Below are 15837 nucleotides of genomic sequence, written 5' to 3' on the forward strand. Positions count from 1 at the left end.
GGCAACACGACGCCGCGCGCACATCGGTTACAGCTATGCTTTGCCCGGTTTTGGATGCCGGAGTCTTCCCATGTCGTGTACTTCCCTGATCGCGCGCGGCGCGCTGCTTGGCGCGTTGGCAACCTTGGTGGGCTGCGGCGGCAGCAAGGGCGACACCATGCTGATGCGCGAGTCGTTCAATTCCGACGATACGTATTCGCGCAGCGTGGCGGCCAGCTCGCCACAGGCCTGCGAAGCCGCACGGCGTGTGCTGTTGAGTCAGGGCTACGCCGTGACGCGTGCCGATGCCGCGGCGGTGGAAGGCAGCAAGAACTTCCAGCTGAAGGAAGCCGACCAGAGCGAGCAGCTCAATCTACGGATTTCCTGCGCCACGCAGGACGGTGGCAAGGCGCAGATCTTCGTCAGCGCGCTGCAGGATCGATACGCGTTGAAGAAGAGCTCCACCTCGGCGAGCGTGGGTGTTGGCGTGCTCGGCTCGTTGTCGTTGCCGGTGGGCAGCAGCGGCGACTCGCTGGTGCGCGTGTCCAGCACCACGGTGCAGGACGCGGCCTTCTACAAGCGCTTTTTCGAACGACTGAACTCCTATCTGCCCAAGGTGACCGAAGCGGCGCCTGCTGCCGCCGCCGCGATGCCTGCGTCGGTACCGGCAGCCCCGCACCCGCCGGCGGCACCAGCCGCACCGCCCGCCACTGCGCCGACACCGGCGGTCAGCGCGCCTACTGCGCCAGCCGCTGCAGCACCGAGCCCAACCACGGTCGAGCAGCCGCCCGTCGCACCGTTGCCGGTCGAAGCGCAGGACCCGCCGCCAGCGCCGGCCAACGTCCCGCAGAGCGGACCTGCCACCCAACCGTGACGCGCGATTCACGCACCGCTCCAAAGCCTGAATAGAGGGTTTTGCGCTTCACGTTGTGTTCTCGACCCAATGGCCAGAGTGCAGCCATGGCTCGCCGAATGGGCGAGAACGATGGAGACGTACGATGAAAATGCGCAATTCCCTGATGGGTATGTCCCTGATCGCTCTGATGGCGACGAGCACCTTCGCGCAAGCGCAGAACTACTCGCAGCACCGTTACACGACGGCAGACGAAGGCCGCAGGTTCAATGACGGTACTCGCGTGCGCTGCAAGAACGTCGAGGTGCAGAAGAATTCCACCGACCCGAATCGCATCGGCGGCACGCTTGCCGGTGCGGCCATCGGCGGTCTGCTTGGTAATCAGGTTGGCGGCGGTAACGGCAAGAAGCTCGCTACCGTGGCAGGCGCGGTTGCCGGCGGTGCAGCAGGCCGCACCATCCAGGGCAACCGCCAGCAAGCTAACGGCAATCGCCAGGTCGAGCGTCTGCGAACGTCGCTGAGCGTGATGCAGTGAATGTCATGAGCCCCGGTCCTGCCGGGGCTTTGTTTTGGTCCAGGAGCAGCGCTGTGCTGCCAATCCACTTCTCCGCTCGATGAGTGCATTCCAGGTGCAGAGCAGACGCTGGGCGGTGCGATCCACGCCTGCAGCGCACACACGCGTGCGGCACGTCGCGTGGCGCCGCGTGGCTACGCTGTTCTGTGCAGTGGCGCTGTGCGGTCTGCAGCTGCTGCAAGTGGCCGCTGCTGCACCAAGTCAGACGGCCAGCATGGCCGCACCCGATTGCGTGGAAGCGCTGTTGCGGCGATTGGGTTGGAGCATCAACAGTGCGTCGATCAGCACGCCAATCATCCAGCGCGGCGCGCCCTGTACGCGGGGCTCGCTTGCGCAGGCGCGCGCAGCGGGCGATCTGCAGATCACACTGCCGGCGGGCTGGGACGCGCAGCAACGCGGCGTAGCGCTGACAGCACTGTTGGACGATTCCGCTACCCAATGCGCCTACGGATTCGACGTTGGCGCCGCCACACGGCGTGCCGTCACCCAGCTGCAAGATAATCCGCATTACCGATTTTCTGCGCTGCAACTGGGCTGGATCGGCTTCGGCTGGCGTGGCGCCGCTGCGCAGGGCTGGAGTGGATTCAAGAGCTTTGGCCGCGGCTATCAGCCACGCGGCAGCAATGCGCAGGCGCTGGACGCGTTCTATCGTGGACAGGTGCGTTCCGAATGCGGCGTTGGGCGGCAGGTGGCCCAGCTCGCCACGCAGCGCGAACTGTATGGCGATGCCGGGTTCGATCAGGTATTTACGCCGGGCGAACTGTCGATCGGTACATTTTTGACCTTGCACGACACCGACAGCATTCTGCTCGGCGCACACGCCGGCGAATTTTTTGCCGACGGCAAAGCGGTGAAGACCGCGCAACTGGGGCGCCAGGCGTTTGTCGGTGCGCCAGGCTTCATCGCGCATGTGTTCGACAAGGCGTCTCTGGACGATATCCATAACCAGGCCGAAAACTTCGTGGTGGTGGATGTCAGCGACGCGGCAGCGCAGGCGTTGGCGCGGCACGGCGGCTTTGCGTATTACGACACGCTCAACCGGCAGATTTGGGAACTCTCCAGGCAGCTGCATGGGCCGGGCAAACGACGGTTCGAGCGGTTGCTGTACGAGCGCAACGCAGCGTTGCGGGCAACGCTCGATCCGCAGCAGCAGGCGCGGCTGCAGGAACTGCAGACGTTGCTGGACGATCCGTTCTATCAGGGCTTTCTGGTGTATGTGCATCCCAAGGGCACCAAGCCGATCGGCTATCACGTCGCGCGCCTGCTCGATCGCAACCCGCGCACCCCATACGCGATCGACCTGACCTTGCACAATCTGCGCACCACCTTGTACTGGCGATGGATCGAGTGGCAGCTGCAACAGTGCGGCGCCAGCACCGTCACGGAACAATCCATTGAAAATTCCGCCACGCCGGCGTACGCCCGGCGTGGCACCCTGCACTGATCAGATCATTGAGGAGTGGTTATGGAACTGGGTATGGTGGGTTTGGGCCGCATGGGCGCCAACATGGCCGAGCGTCTGGTGCACGGCGGGCATCGTGTGCACGGCTACGATCCCGGCGATAGCGCGCGTAGCAGCGCACAGGCCAAGGGCATTGTCACTGCCGATGCGCTGTCAGCGCTGGTGTCCGCGCTGCCGAGCCCACGCGTGGTGTGGCTGATGGTGCCGGCAGGCAAGATCGTCGACGACACGCTGGCGCAACTGCTGCCGTTGTTGCAGGCCGGCGACATCGTCATCGATGGCGGCAATTCCTATTACAAGGATTCGCAACGTCGCGCGGCGCAACTGCAGGAAAGCGGCATTGCATTCGTCGACTGCGGCACCAGCGGTGGCGTCTGGGGCCTGAAGGAAGGCTATAGCCTGATGGTTGGCGGCGAAGAGTCCGCAGTGACCACACTGCATCCGATCCTGGCCACGCTGGCGCCTGCGGCGGACAAGGGCTGGGGGCGGGTGGGCCCGAGCGGTGCCGGCCACTTCACCAAGATGGTCCACAACGGTATCGAGTACGGAATGATGCAGGCCTACGCCGAAGGCTTCGCACTGATGCAGCACAAGACTGATTTTGCGCTGGATCTGCACCAGGTCTCGGAGATCTGGCGCGATGGGAGCGTGGTGCGTTCGTGGTTGCTGGACCTGACTGCCGATGCGCTGCAACACAATCCGACCATGGACGGTATCGCGCCGTTCGTAGCCGACTCGGGCGAAGGCCGTTGGACGGTGGCTGAGGCGATCGACCTGGAGGTGTCTGCACCCATCATCACGTTGTCGCTGATGGAGCGATTGCGTTCGCGCGACAAGGATTCGTTCACCGACAAATTGCTGGCGGCAATGCGCAACCAGTTCGGTGGGCATGCAGTGAAAACCACCGCCGCTGCAGCGCCGGCGATCGGCAGCAAGGACGCGTAAGCGTGTCGCTGACACGGCCGCGGTTGCCGAACGGCATCGCGGTCGTTGCTTGATTGGAATGCGCTCGATCCGGGTACGCGTTCTACGCGTGGGCGATGCTGCTCGCGATGTGTGTCGCTCGACCCTCAGCGGTCACGGTTTTATTTCGGGTCTGCGTGCCTGGTGTAGCGCGTGTTCGGCAGCTAAAAACTACGGCGCGGTGCGCCAGATCGATGCAGCGACGCTGCGCATGCATGCATCACGCGCATGGCACGCCTTTAGGCGGCAGTGCACGATGGCCAGACATTTTCCTGCATCGGCTGCACGCTTTAACTGCGTAAGCAGCTGATGCCTGTGTCATCAAAGCGTGCGCTTACCATCCAGCCATTGCACCTGTCCGGTTGCAGCGCTGTGCTGCGCCAGTTCCAGCAAGCGCATGAGTTGCACCGCGTCTGCGCCATCGACCGGTGCCGGGCCGGTGCCTGCCAACGCATCGCGGAAGGCGGCATAGCACTGCCGATAATCGCCGGGCAGGTTGTCGGGTTGATGGGTGTGGACGCGGCCCTCTTCGTCCACGCGGGTGAGCGTGCCCGGTAACGGGTCCACACCCCAGCCAACCGTGCCAGGACGACGCCCGGCCCGCAGCTGGTCTTCCTGCGTGTCCAGGCCGTGCTTGAGATAACTGCCGCGCGTGCCGTGCACGGCAAACCGTAGGCGGTTGTCGGCGACCAGCGAGCCGGCGTGCAGGATCACCCGCAGCCGCGGGTAATGCAGGGTGACGTGAAAATAATCGTCGCTGCGCGCCTGGCTGCGCTGGCGCTGCAAATCCGCAGCGATCGCCTGCGGTGCGCCGAACAGTTGCAATGCCTGATCGAGCAGGTGCGGGCCCAGGTCGTACCACAGGCCTGCGCCCGGGATATCGCTTTCGCGCCAGCGGTCGCGGACCTGTGGCCGATAACGGTCGAAGTGCGAATGAAACTCCACCACCTCGCCCAGTTGGCCTTCGTCGATCAGGCGGCGCACGGTCAGAAAGTCTGCGTCCCACCGTCGATTCTGGAACACGCTGATGACGCGGCCGGCTGCCACGGCAGCGTCGACCATGGCACGCGCCTGCGCGGCATCCAGCGCAAAGGGTTTATCGACCAATACGTGCTTGCCCGCAGCCAGTGCCTGCAACGCGAATGGCGCGTGGGTCTGATTGGGTGTGGCAAGCACGACGGCGTCGAGTGCCGGGTCGGCCAGGGCGCTGTCGATGTCGGCAACGACGCTGATCTCCGGGAAATCGGCTTGCGCCTGTTGCGGCTTGGACGACACCACGCTGTGCAAGCGCAGGCCCGGCGTGCTGGCGATCAGCGGCGCATGGAAGGTGTGGCCGACATAGCCGTAGCCGACGACGGCCAGATTGAACGGTTTAGCCATTGAAAACGGTTCATCGCAACGAACGAGGGAATCTGCATGGTATTGCACCCACCCGTGTGCGCGGGGTTCACAACCTCTGCATGCAACGGTCACGTGTACGCGACGACTGCCGCCGCAAGCTGCAGCCACATTCAACAGGAGTAATTCGAATGAAGAACATGATGCATGCACGCAAGCTGTTGGCGCTGTCGTTGTCGCTCGGTCTGACCCTGGGTGCTTCGCAGGCATTTGCTGCGCCGCAGGACATGGGCGCGCACAAGGACCACGCCGCCGGCATGAATGAATCCAAGAAGCCGGTCACCGATACCTGGATCACCACCAAGGTCAAGGCCGATCTGCTCGCCACCGATAACGTGTCTGGCACCGACGTCAAGGTCGAGACCAAGAACGGCATCGTGATGTTGACCGGTTCGGTTGCAACCCAGGCCGAGCACGACAAGGCCGTGGCTGTTGCCAAGGGCATCGAAGGCGTCAAGAGCGTCAAGTCGACCGGCCTGAAGGTCGTCGCTGCGAAGATGTAATTGCAGCGGTAGCGAATGCCGGGCCAGCTGCGGCGAGGCAGTTGAACCGAGCACGAGGCGCACTCTACGGAGTGCGCTTTTTTCTTGTGCGTCGTCACGGAGGCCACTTGTCGGCATGCTCGCGCGATCAGCGCTGGAACGGTGGCTTGCTGTGCGGTGCTGGCAGGCGCTGATTCGCTGCAGTGCCCAGCACCCGCTCGCTACGTTTTGTTGGCTGCTTTTCTGACGCAGCTTGTCGTCGTGCGATGCTCCATGTGCCGGTGATGGACATCGATACTTCGGTCACTGTCTACGGCGACGCATTGGGTTGGTATCCGATCATGCCGTCGACTTGGGATCATTGCAGCGGACCTTGCCGTCTGCTGATGTGGATGGCGATGCCTTCGGTACTGGCGGGGATCCGCACCCATCGACGCGCGATCGCATCAGGTGAGCGTCTATGCGTGGCAGCGCGCAGGATCGAACGCAGGCATGCAGGTGCCCAGTTGTGGTGTGGCGCCCCCGTTGGGCGCGTCCAGGGCCCATCGTTCACCACGGCGCCGACAAACGGCGGCCTTCTCGCGCCATTTTCACCTTTGCTGCACTTATGATATGCCCATTCAGCTATGTCACGATGGCGGTGTTATGGGCTGAATCATTCATCTCGCTTGGGGTGTGATCGGAGACAATACCGACGCGTCTTTAGGCACGTGCAGCGAACGGATACAGACCTAGCAATGCAGACAACGGTCCAAGCAGACAGATGGGATCGCTGGCGCCTGCCCTTATTGGCGGTTGCCGTGTGCCTCATTGTGGTGGTGCCGTCGTTGCTGCTGCAGCAGATGGCGCGCAACGCCAATCAGGCGGCGGTGTGGGTGTCGCATAGCCAGGAAGTTCAGGAAACCGCGCAGCGGTTGGAAGCGGCGATGCGCGATACCGAATCGGCTGCGTTGATGCGCTCGCACGGCGTGGAGCGCGCGGCGTTGCTGGAACGCATGCGGCGTGGCCGGCGCGAGTCGCTGGCCGCGGTCGAGCGATTGATCGAACTGACCAAGGACAACCCGGCGCAGCAGGTGCGCATGGGGCGTATCCAGAGCACCATCGAGCGTCGGCTGTTGTTGGCCGAGCGGATTGCGGTGACCACCGGGCAGGCACAGATTCGCGCGCTGATCGACGATATGACCTTGAACAACCCGATCCGCGTGCTGATCGATGAGTTGCAGGGGGCCGAGGGCCGGTTGCTGACCCTGCGCAACGCGCGCGCGGACACCGAGCGCCTGCACTACGCGGTGCTGAGCTGGGCCGCGCTTGCCGTGCAGCTGCTCTTGCTGGCGACAGTGATCTGGCTGCTGCAGCGGCAGATCCGCCGCCGTCTCGCCGCCGAGCAGGAATATCTGCGCGCCAGCGGCCGTGCCAGCTCGGTGCTGCAGACCGTGCGCGAGCCGATCGTGTTGCTGGATACCAATCAACGCATCGTGCTGCACAACCCCGCCTTCGCCGAGTTGTACGGCCTGGAGGAGCGCGGCAACGAATTGATGGCGCTGGAAGATGTGGGCGAGGGGGTCTGGCGCGATCCGCTATTCCATCAGCGCCTGGCCGACGTGTTGCTGCGCGGCCGCGAGCTGTGGGACTTCGAGCATGAGCAGCGCGCCGCCGATGGCGTGTTGCGCACCATGCTGATCAATGCCCGCCGCATGCCGCTGCCGGACACCGTCGACGAAGACGTGGTACTGATGACGGTCAGCGACATCAGCCTGCAAAAGGCCTCGCAACTGCGCATCCAGGAGCTCAACCGGCAGATGGAGGGCAAGGTGGAGCAGGTGTCTGAGGTCAACCGCGAACTGGAAGCCTTCAGTTATTCGGTATCGCACGACCTGCGCGCGCCGTTGCGGCATGTGGCCGGTTTCTCGGACAAGCTGGCGCGCCATCTTGGCGATGCGGCGGACGAAAAATCGCGTCACTACATGGAAGTGATCAGCTCCTCGGCGCGGCGCATGGCGTCGCTGATCGACGACCTGCTGGTGTATTCGCGCCTGGGTCGCAGCGCGTTGCGGCTGCAGGCGGTGGATATGCAATCGCTGGTGGCCGAGACGCGTGCGATCCTGGATTCCAACGTGCAGAGCGAAAATACCGGCCACCGTGTGGACTGGCATGTCGCGCCGTTGCCGGTGCTGGTGGCCGACGAAAACATGATGCGCCAGCTGTGGATGAATCTGCTGGGCAACGCGGTCAAGTACAGCGCCAAGCGCGAGGTGGCCAGGATCGAGGTCAGCTACACGCCGATGGCCGACGGCGGCCATCAGTTCAGCGTGCGCGACAATGGCGCGGGCTTCGACATGGAGTACAGCGGCAAGTTGTTCGGCGTGTTCCAGCGCTTGCACAAGGCCAGCGAATACGCTGGCACCGGCATCGGTCTGGCCAGCGTGCGGCGCGTGTTGACGCGTCACGGTGGCCGCATCTGGGCTGAAGGCGTCGTCGATGAAGGCGCCACGTTTTATTTCGAGCTTCCTCCCGCGCTTGAAGCGCCCAACCAAGAGTTCAGTGTATGACCGCCATCCGTACCATTCTTCTGGCAGAAGACAGCCCGGCCGATGCCGAGATGGCAGTCGACGCCCTGCGCGACGCCCGTCTTGCCAACCCCATCGTGCACGTCGAAGACGGCGTGGAAGCCATGGATTACCTGCTGCGCCGCGGCGCCTATGCCAACCGCGAGGAAGGCCTGCCGGCGGTGCTGCTGCTGGACATCAAGATGCCGCGCCTGGATGGGCTGGAAGTGCTCAAGCAGGTGCGCAACGATGAGGCACTCAAGCGCCTTCCGGTGGTGATCCTGTCGTCCTCGCGCGAAGAGAGCGATCTTGCCCGCAGCTGGGACCTGGGCGTCAATGCCTACGTGGTCAAGCCGGTGGATGTCGATCAGTTCTTTACCGCGGTCAAGACGCTCGGCACGTTCTGGGCGGTGATCAATCAGGCACCGGAGCTGGACTGACCCATGCCGCATGAGGGTGGCAAACTGGAGCAGTTGAAGATCCTTCTGGTGGAAGATTCACCGGAAGATGCCGAGCTGTTGTCCGATCAGTTGCTCGATGCCGGCATCGATGCGGCGTTCGAGCGCGTGGACAGCGAGCCATCGCTGCGCAGCGCGCTGGAGACGTTTCACCCGGACATCGTGCTGTCGGATCTGAGCATGCCCGGATTTTCCGGCTATCAGGCACTGCGCCTAGTGCGTCAGAACGGTGCCACCCCCTTCATCTTCGTCTCCGGCACCATGGGGGAGGAGACGGCGGTCAAGGCGCTGCAGGACGGTGCCAACGACTACATCATCAAGCACAACCCCACGCGGCTGCCGAGCGCGGTAATGCGCGCCATCCGCGAGGCGCGTGCGGAGCTCGAGCGCCAGCGTGTGGAAAGCGAGCTGATGCGTGCGCAGCGACTGGAAAGCCTGGCGATGCTGGCGGCCGGCCTGAGCCACGATCTGCGCAACATCCTGCAGCCGCTGCTGATCGTGCCCGACCTGCTGGCCGGGCGGACCGACGACCCGCAGCTGCGTCAGCTGGCCAATGTGGTGGCCGAATGCGGCCGGCGCGGGCATGACATGGCCGAGTCGATGCTGTCGTTCGTGCGTGGCTCCAACAAGCCGCGCGAGCAGGTGTCCATTGCCAAACTGTTCCAGGCGGTGCAGATGCTGCTGCGGAGCAGCCTGCCCGATGGCGTGCGGCTGCAGATGGACATGATCGCCTCGGATCTGACCATCGAAGCCAACTACACCGAATTGCAGCAGTGCTTGCTCAACCTGGGCTTGAACGCGATCCAGGCGATGCCCGGCGGCGGCACCCTGGTGCTGTCGGCCGATCGCTTTGATGCCACGCGCGTGCGTATGAGCGTGGCCGACACCGGCGTGGGCATGACCGATGAAACGCGCGCTCGCCTGTTCAGTCCTTTTTTCACGACCAAGGCCGATGGCACCGGGTTGGGCCTGATTTCGTGCAAGCGCATCGTGGAAAGCTACGGTGGCAACATCCAGGTCGACAGTCGGCTGGGCGAAGGCACGCGCTTCGACATGATCGTGCCGATGCGCGCGGCCTCGGTGAGCATTGCCGATACCGAACCGCCGCTGGCGCTGGGCCAGGGGCAGCGCATTCTGCTGGTGGATGGCGAAGCCACGCGGCTGTCGTTGCTTGGTAATGCGCTGTCCAGCCAGGGCTATCAGCCGCAGCTGGCCACCGATGGCGCCGCTGCGCTGCAACTGGTGCAGCAGCACGCGATGCCGGATCTGGTGATCATCGACAGCGACATCATCTTGCTGTCGGCGGTGAGCGTGCTGCTGAGCATGCAGGAGCTGGGCTACCAGGGTCCGGCGATCGTGCTGGAAGACGTCGGCGCGCCGCTGCAGCGTGCGCATTTTCCGCCCGACATCCCGGTGCACGTGTTGCGCAAACCGCTGGAAATGCGCCGTGTATTTCGCGCGGTAGCGCACGCGCTGGAAATGGCCTGAGCCCACGCACGCACGCACGCGCGCTGTGCGTGCGCCGATGGGCCCGCATCGCGCAGCAACAGTTGACGCTGACGCCGGCCGCATGCGCGAATACCGTATGACCACCGTGCTCCTCAGCCTCGGCAGCAATGTCCAGCCGACTCACTACCTGCGCTTGGCCGTCGCCGCCTTGCGCGCGCGCTTCGGCCAGCTCGACGTCTCCCCGGCGTATCGCACGCCGGCGGTGGGCTTCGATGGGCCGGACTTCGTCAACAACGCCGTGGCCTTGCAGACCGATCTGGACCTGCATGCCCTCGACCAGTGGCTGCATGCGCTGGAAGACGCGCATGGTCGCGATCGCAGCGGACCGCGTTTCAGCGACCGTACGCTGGATGTGGACGTGGTGTTTTTCGGCGATTGCATTGTCGAAGGCCCCGGGCATCTACGCATCCCGCGTCCCGAGCTCAAGCATGCCTTTGTGCTCAAGCCGCTGGCCGATATCGCGCCGGACTTTGTCGACCCGCTGAGCGGACGCACGCTCGCCGCGCTGTGGCAGGCGCATCCGCAGTACGGCAGCGTATTTGCGACAGTGCCGCTGGATGCGCCTGCGCTGAGTGCCGCGCAGTAGCGCAGGTGTGTAGTGCAGCTGGTCGTGCTGCAATGTGGTGGTGAAGGGATGTCAGTTCGGCGATATGCGCTTTTGAACACCGATCGCTGACGATGCACCTCACGCAGCGCGTGCCTTCGTGCGACGTCCGCCCAAGAGCGGCTAACAAACGTAACGAGCAGTCATCAGGCAGCTGTGGGCGCCGCACTCAGAACCGCAATGTACAAGTGGCACTACCGCACCGAGCATCGGCCGCGCCCGCCTGGCGGTGAGCGCAGTCGTGTTGCTAGCCGCTCTCAGCTGAGTTGACGGCCGCCATCCACATGCAAGGTCTGGCCAGTGATGAAGCTGGCATCGTCCAGCAACCAACGCACCGCCTCGGCGATTTCTTCCGGCGTACCGATGCGCGCCAGCGGCGTGCGGGCGAGCAGCGACTGCTTGGCGTCGGATGATTTGCCTTCTTCCGGCCACAGAATGGCGCCGGGCGCGACGGCGTTGACGCGGACCTGCGGTGCCAGCTCCAGCGCCAGCGAGCGGGTCAGCATCTCCAGCGCGCTCTTGGAGGCACCGTATAGCGGGTGGTTGCGCATCGGCTGCTGTGCATGCAGGTCGGTGAGGTTGACGATGGCGCCGCGGTGCTGGCGCAGCTGCGCAGCAGCGGCCTGGGCAATGAAGAATGGTGCGCGTGCATTGACCGCGAACAGCTCGTCCCACTGCGCCGGCGTGGCTTCGCCCATTGCGGTGGGGTAAAACGCCGAGGCGTTGTTGACCACGCCATCCAGGCGGCCGAACGCGTCGATGCACGCGGCCACCAGTTGCGCAGGTGCGTGCGGCAGGCGCAGATCCGCGTGCAAGGCCTGCGCGCTGCCTGCGCGTTGCGCGCACAACTCGGCCACGCGTGCGCGCAGCGCGTCGGCGGACTGATGCGCATGTAGGGCAACGCGGTAGCCGGCGGCGTGCAGCGTGGTGGCGATCTGCGCGCCGATGCGGCGGCCTGCGCCGGTGATCAACACCACCTTGGAACTGTCTGTCATGACGTACTCGCTCGGCGTTGCAAAGGGCTCGGCTATCCTGTGCATTGTCCCCGCAACCGGTGCCCGCATGCACGCCGACCTCCCCACCCCCGATTCGGACGCGCTGGCGCACAGCGACCGACTGGCTGCGCATGTGCGCGCCGAAATCCAGGCCGCCGGCGGTGCGATCCCGTTTTCGCGTTTCATGGAGCTGGCGTTGTATGCGCCGGGCCTTGGCTATTACAGCGCCGGGTCGAGCAAGTTCGGTGAAGCCGGCGACTTCGTCACCGCGCCCGAGCTCGGCCCGTTGTTTGCGGCCACCGTGTCTGGTGCGCTGGCACCGGTGCTGCAGCAGCTGGGGCCGCAGGCGCGCATGCTGGAAGTGGGGGGCGGCAGTGGCGCATTTGCCGAAGTCATGCTCAAGCGGCTGCTGGAGCTGGATGCATTGCCCGAGCGTTACGCGATTCTCGAACCCAGTGCGGACCTGCGCGAGCGTCAGCGCGAGCGCCTGGGGCGCAGCCTGATACCGCCGGTATTCGATCTGGTCGAATGGCTGGATGGCCCGTTCCCGGACGATTGGGACGGCGTGCTGTTCGCCAACGAGGTGATCGATGCGCTGCCCACGCCGCGCTTTGCGATCCGTGAGGGCGAGGTCTACGAAGAAACCGTGGTGCTCGATGCGCAGCAGCAATTTGCGCGTGGCGAGCAGCCGGCCGATGCGTTGTTGAGCGCGGCAGTGCGGCATCTGGAGCGCTATCTCGATCAGCCTTTCGCCGATGGCTATCGCTCCGAGTTGTTGCCGCAGCTGCCGTACTGGATCCAGGCGGTGGCCGGCGGCCTGAAGCGCGGTGCGATGGTGTTTGTCGACTACGGTTATCCGCGCGGCGAGTTCTATCGCGCGCAGCGCGAGGACGGCACCTTGCGTGCGTTCTATCGCCATCGCATGCATGAGGACCTCTATCGCTGGCCCGGACTGCAGGATCTGACCGCGTCGGTGGATTTCACCGCGCTGGCGGAGGCTGGTACCGGTGCCGGTTTTGAGCTGGCGGGCTACTGCACGCAGGCGAGTTTCCTGCTGGGCAACGGCCTGGATGCGTTACTGACGCAGGCCGATACGCGCACCGATGAAGTGGGGCGCATGCGCCTGCGCGAGCAGATCAAGCGGCTGACCTTGCCCAGCGAGATGGGCGAGCGGTTCCAGGTGATGGGCTTCGCGCGCGATGTGGATATTGCGCCCGCATTTCTGGCCGGCGATCTCACATGGCGGCTGTAACGCAGACGCTGCGCCCGTTTCATCGGCCGCGATTGTGGGTGGGGTTATGGATCGCTGCGATCGTGGTGGTGATTGCGGTCTGTCTGGGTCCGCCGCCGGAGATTCCGGAGCTGCCGGATAACAGCGACAAGGCCGAGCATTTTTTGACCTTTGCGTTGTTGTGCTGGGGTGCGGTGCAGTTGTTTGCCACCCGTCGCGCGCAGGTCGTTGCAGCCATCGGTTTGGTGGGATTGGGAATCGGCATCGAGATCGCGCAGGGCGCACTGACGACCAATCGAAGCGCCGACCCATACGATGCGCTGGCCGACACGCTGGGTATCGTTGCCGGCCTGTGCCTGGCATGGACGCCGCTGCGCTTTGTGATGTTGCGGATCGATCAGCGGCTGTTTGCGCGGCGTTGAGTTGCGTGCGCGTGTTGGGCATGCGGACGCAGTCACGCGTGCAGCGTTATCGGCAAGGGAACGGTGTTGCTTCCGATCGCGCATTGATGCGCTGGCATGACCGCAAGCACTGAATCGCTGCAGGAGCCGACTGCAGTGCCTGACATCGCAGATCCGTTGCATGGCTGCTGCGTTGTGCAGCAGCCATGCCGTCATCGCCGAATGAGGTGCTGGTCCCGGCCTGCGGATGCCGGAGTTACAGCTTCATGTTCAAGCCGAGATAGAGCTGGCGCCCTGCCGCTGGCGAAAACATCGGCTGCGCCTGGGTCCAGAAGAAACTGTCGTACCACACGTAGGCATACTCGCGACCGGTGGCATTGCGGACCTGCAGATCCACGCTCCAGGCAGGATTGATGGTGTATCTGGCGGTGAGATCCAACGTGGCAAAGCCACCGTATTTGCCGGCTACATTGCGTTCTTCCAGATAATAATCGCCTTGCGCACGGCCCTGCATCCCCAAGCGCAGCGCATCGGTTGGCCGGTACTCGACGCCGATGTTGCTGATGTAACGCGGCGTTGCCGCCACCTCGCGGCCGACCAGCGACACGCTGGCATCGCGGTCGTCGCGTTCGATCTTCGCTTCCTGATACGCGTGCGATGCCCATAGCGTCCACTTGTCGCCCAGCTGCGCATTGATCTGCGCGTCCACGCCGCGCCGGCGTGTCTTGCCCAGGGTGACGGTGGTGCCGGTGGCGGGCATGTTGGAAACTTCGTTGGCCGCATCCTGCTGCCACACCGCGATGCGCGCCTGGCTTCCGTGGAACGGGCTGAATTTCATGCCCAGCTCCATGCCGGTATTGGTGGACGGGCGCACGTCCGGTTGCCCGGCGGTGAGGTAGGCCGGTGCGGTGGACCCGGTCAGTACCTGGAAAGTACGGCCCCAGTTGGCATAGACGTTGGTGGTCGGGGTGAAGGCGTAGACCAGGCTCAGTTTGGGCTGCTCGATGGTGCCGTAGCGCTGCAGCGGTGCACGCACGCCGCCCGGCAGTTGGGTGTCGCCATCAAAGCGATCCACGCGGTAGGCCGGCACGATCTTCAGCGCCTCGATGGGCTGATAGATCGCCTGCACATAGGCGCCCCAGTTATCGAAGGTATGGCGGTCGTCGTTCTGGATGCGTGCAGGCGTGGCATTGAAGTTGGTGGGCTCGGCATAGCGGAAGCGTTCGCGTCGGTAGGCGTTGTCCTGATGCTCGTAGTTGACGCCGCCTTCCAGGGTGAGCGTGTCGCTGCTGCGCCAGGTCAGCGTGTTGAGCATGCCGATCTGCGTCTCGTCCCAGCTGCGGCGCTGGCGTGGTGCATTGCCGGTGGGCAGGTCGCTGAAAGTCACCTGGCGGTCGTCCAGATAACGGTTGTAGTACAGCTTGGTACCCAGAAACAGGTTCTCCGCCAGCTTCAGATCCATGTGGACGCCGACCTGACGCATGTCGCGGTCGTCGCCGTCGTTGCGGTTGCGCAGGTCCGAGCTGCGACGGTCGGCCCGCATTTCCGCTGCGGTCATGAAGCCGGGTTCGTCGGCTTCGTTGTGATAGACGCGGGCGGTCAGGCCGATGCGCATGCCGTCATCGAGAGTGCCGTAGAACCATTTGCCGCCCAACGAATATTTGCTGGAGGTGTCATGGTCGCGGTAGCCATCGGAGGCCTGCACGCCGATGAAATAGTTCTGCGCGAACCCGTCGCGCTCGCGGCCCACGGCCAGCTGCGCATCGCGGGTATTGAAGCTGCCGTAGGTCAGGCGCGCATCGGTGTAATTGCCGCCCTGACGCGTGCCGAAATTGATGTTGCCACCGATATTGTGCAAGCCGTAGCGCGGATCGTTGGTGCCGCGCACCACCTCGATGTAGCTGATTTCCAGCGGGAACAGCATGTCGATGAAGCGCTGGTTGCCGCTGTTGACGTTGCTGGGGATGCCATCGATCAGCGTCTTGATGGCATTGAGGTAGCCCTCGCCATTGAACGCGCGAAAGCTGACCTTGCCCGACTCGGCGCCTTGCCGGGTTTCGGTGAGCTGGATGCCGGGCATCTGCCCGAGCAGCTCCCAACTGTAGGACACGTTCTTGTCTTCGATCTGGTCGGCGCCCAGCACGTCCACCGAGGTCAGCACCTGATGTGCGGTGAGTTGGCCTTCGCCATGCTGGTGGACATCGACCTTGCCGAGCGTCAGTGCCGAATCCGACGACTGCGCACGCGATTCGGCGACAAACAGGACGGCAGCCACTGCCGCCACGAGAATATGGATCTTCATGGATCGAACGACACCGATGCGGAAAGGAGCTGATCACCCCATGTGTCAGCTAATGCAATATTATAACATATGTGATGCAC

The 15837-nt window shown here is 64.1% G+C and carries 13 protein-coding genes, 1 other RNA gene and 1 pseudogene; 11 read left to right on the plus strand and 4 right to left on the minus strand.

The window, feature by feature from the left end:
• Nucleotides 1-70 precede the first annotated feature (70 nt).
• The 4 genes and pseudogenes from ACZZ0O_RS09705 to gnd all read left to right on the plus strand — a co-directional run bounded on the left by ACZZ0O_RS09705 (nucleotide 71) and on the right by gnd (nucleotide 3813).
• On the plus strand, nucleotides 71-853 hold the full coding sequence (locus ACZZ0O_RS09705; protein ID WP_463590653.1) for a DUF2242 domain-containing protein: 783 nt from the start codon (nucleotides 71-73) through the stop codon (nucleotides 851-853).
• Nucleotides 854-977: 124 nt separating this feature from the next.
• Nucleotides 978-1353, plus strand: a pseudogene (locus tag ACZZ0O_RS09710) (glycine zipper 2TM domain-containing protein).
• A gap of 159 nt (nucleotides 1354-1512) precedes the next feature.
• Entirely contained in the window at nucleotides 1513-2850 is a 1338-nt protein-coding gene (locus tag ACZZ0O_RS09715; protein WP_463590654.1) for a hypothetical protein, read from the plus strand.
• A 21-nt stretch (nucleotides 2851-2871) separates the two neighbouring features.
• On the plus strand, nucleotides 2872-3813 hold the full coding sequence (gene gnd, locus ACZZ0O_RS09720) for a phosphogluconate dehydrogenase (NAD(+)-dependent, decarboxylating) (protein WP_463590655.1): 942 nt from the start codon (nucleotides 2872-2874) through the stop codon (nucleotides 3811-3813).
• Between the two features lie 339 nt (nucleotides 3814-4152).
• On the opposite strand, the gene ACZZ0O_RS09725 is transcribed toward gnd, so the two are convergent.
• Nucleotides 4153-5211: an oxidoreductase gene (locus ACZZ0O_RS09725; protein WP_463590656.1), complete on the minus strand. Its 1059-nt coding sequence runs from the start codon at nucleotides 5209-5211 to the stop codon at nucleotides 4153-4155.
• Between the two features lie 149 nt (nucleotides 5212-5360).
• Here ACZZ0O_RS09725 and ACZZ0O_RS09730 point away from each other — a divergent pair, with 149 nt between their 5' ends.
• From ACZZ0O_RS09730 to folK, 5 genes are all read left to right on the plus strand, one after another.
• Nucleotides 5361-5732, plus strand: coding sequence for a BON domain-containing protein (locus ACZZ0O_RS09730; protein ID WP_055850667.1), 372 nt, complete (start codon nucleotides 5361-5363; stop codon nucleotides 5730-5732).
• A gap of 716 nt (nucleotides 5733-6448) precedes the next feature.
• On the plus strand, nucleotides 6449-8260 hold the full coding sequence (locus ACZZ0O_RS09735; protein WP_463590657.1) for a sensor histidine kinase: 1812 nt from the start codon (nucleotides 6449-6451) through the stop codon (nucleotides 8258-8260).
• The gene (locus tag ACZZ0O_RS09740; protein WP_055850673.1) at nucleotides 8257-8697 is read left to right on the plus strand and encodes a response regulator; all 441 of its coding nucleotides are present in this window, start codon (nucleotides 8257-8259) and stop codon (nucleotides 8695-8697) included. The genes ACZZ0O_RS09735 and ACZZ0O_RS09740 overlap by 4 nt, the downstream gene beginning before the upstream one ends.
• A 3-nt stretch (nucleotides 8698-8700) precedes the next feature.
• Complete coding sequence (locus tag ACZZ0O_RS09745; protein ID WP_463590658.1) at nucleotides 8701-10203, plus strand: ATP-binding response regulator; 1503 nt, start codon at nucleotides 8701-8703, stop codon at nucleotides 10201-10203.
• 97 nt (nucleotides 10204-10300) lie between these two features.
• A complete protein-coding gene (gene folK, locus ACZZ0O_RS09750) occupies nucleotides 10301-10810 on the plus strand; it encodes a 2-amino-4-hydroxy-6-hydroxymethyldihydropteridine diphosphokinase (RefSeq protein ID WP_463590659.1) in 510 nt (169 codons plus the stop codon).
• Nucleotides 10811-10949: 139 nt separating this feature from the next.
• On the opposite strand, the gene ACZZ0O_RS09755 is transcribed toward folK, so the two are convergent.
• Nucleotides 10950-11024, minus strand: a non-coding RNA gene (locus tag ACZZ0O_RS09755) — sX9 sRNA.
• A gap of 61 nt (nucleotides 11025-11085) precedes the next feature.
• The gene (locus tag ACZZ0O_RS09760; protein WP_463590660.1) at nucleotides 11086-11823 is read right to left on the minus strand and encodes a pteridine reductase; all 738 of its coding nucleotides are present in this window, start codon (nucleotides 11821-11823) and stop codon (nucleotides 11086-11088) included.
• On the opposite strand from ACZZ0O_RS09760, the gene ACZZ0O_RS09765 reads away from it, so the two are divergent.
• On the plus strand, nucleotides 11822-13075 hold the full coding sequence (locus tag ACZZ0O_RS09765) for a class I SAM-dependent methyltransferase (RefSeq protein ID WP_193552554.1): 1254 nt from the start codon (nucleotides 11822-11824) through the stop codon (nucleotides 13073-13075). The two genes, ACZZ0O_RS09760 and ACZZ0O_RS09765, sit on opposite strands and share 2 nt — an antisense overlap.
• A complete protein-coding gene (locus ACZZ0O_RS09770; protein ID WP_463590661.1) occupies nucleotides 13063-13476 on the plus strand; it encodes a VanZ family protein in 414 nt (137 codons plus the stop codon). The genes ACZZ0O_RS09765 and ACZZ0O_RS09770 overlap by 13 nt, the downstream gene beginning before the upstream one ends.
• A gap of 235 nt (nucleotides 13477-13711) precedes the next feature.
• Here the strand turns inward: ACZZ0O_RS09770 and ACZZ0O_RS09775 are convergent, their stop codons facing one another.
• A complete protein-coding gene (locus tag ACZZ0O_RS09775; RefSeq protein WP_463590662.1) occupies nucleotides 13712-15757 on the minus strand; it encodes a TonB-dependent receptor in 2046 nt (681 codons plus the stop codon).
• Nucleotides 15758-15837: the final 80 nt, after the last annotated feature.

This window comes from Xanthomonas sp. AC360 (assembly GCF_979258225.1).

Coding starts and splice junctions, on each gene's coding strand:
- ACZZ0O_RS09725 (WP_463590656.1), bottom strand. CDS start 5,211: ATGGCTAAACCGTTCAATCTGGCCGTCGTCGGCTACGGCTATGTCGGC.
- gnd (WP_463590655.1), top strand. CDS start 2,872: ATGGAACTGGGTATGGTGGGTTTGGGCCGCATGGGCGCCAACATGGCC.
- folK (WP_463590659.1), top strand. CDS start 10,301: ATGACCACCGTGCTCCTCAGCCTCGGCAGCAATGTCCAGCCGACTCAC.
- ACZZ0O_RS09765 (WP_193552554.1), top strand. CDS start 11,822: ATGACGTACTCGCTCGGCGTTGCAAAGGGCTCGGCTATCCTGTGCATT.
- ACZZ0O_RS09775 (WP_463590662.1), bottom strand. CDS start 15,757: ATGAAGATCCATATTCTCGTGGCGGCAGTGGCTGCCGTCCTGTTTGTC.
- ACZZ0O_RS09730 (WP_055850667.1), top strand. CDS start 5,361: ATGAAGAACATGATGCATGCACGCAAGCTGTTGGCGCTGTCGTTGTCG.
- ACZZ0O_RS09705 (WP_463590653.1), top strand. CDS start 71: ATGTCGTGTACTTCCCTGATCGCGCGCGGCGCGCTGCTTGGCGCGTTG.
- ACZZ0O_RS09760 (WP_463590660.1), bottom strand. CDS start 11,823: ATGACAGACAGTTCCAAGGTGGTGTTGATCACCGGCGCAGGCCGCCGC.
- ACZZ0O_RS09745 (WP_463590658.1), top strand. CDS start 8,701: ATGCCGCATGAGGGTGGCAAACTGGAGCAGTTGAAGATCCTTCTGGTG.
- ACZZ0O_RS09735 (WP_463590657.1), top strand. CDS start 6,449: ATGCAGACAACGGTCCAAGCAGACAGATGGGATCGCTGGCGCCTGCCC.
- ACZZ0O_RS09770 (WP_463590661.1), top strand. CDS start 13,063: ATGGCGGCTGTAACGCAGACGCTGCGCCCGTTTCATCGGCCGCGATTG.
- ACZZ0O_RS09740 (WP_055850673.1), top strand. CDS start 8,257: ATGACCGCCATCCGTACCATTCTTCTGGCAGAAGACAGCCCGGCCGAT.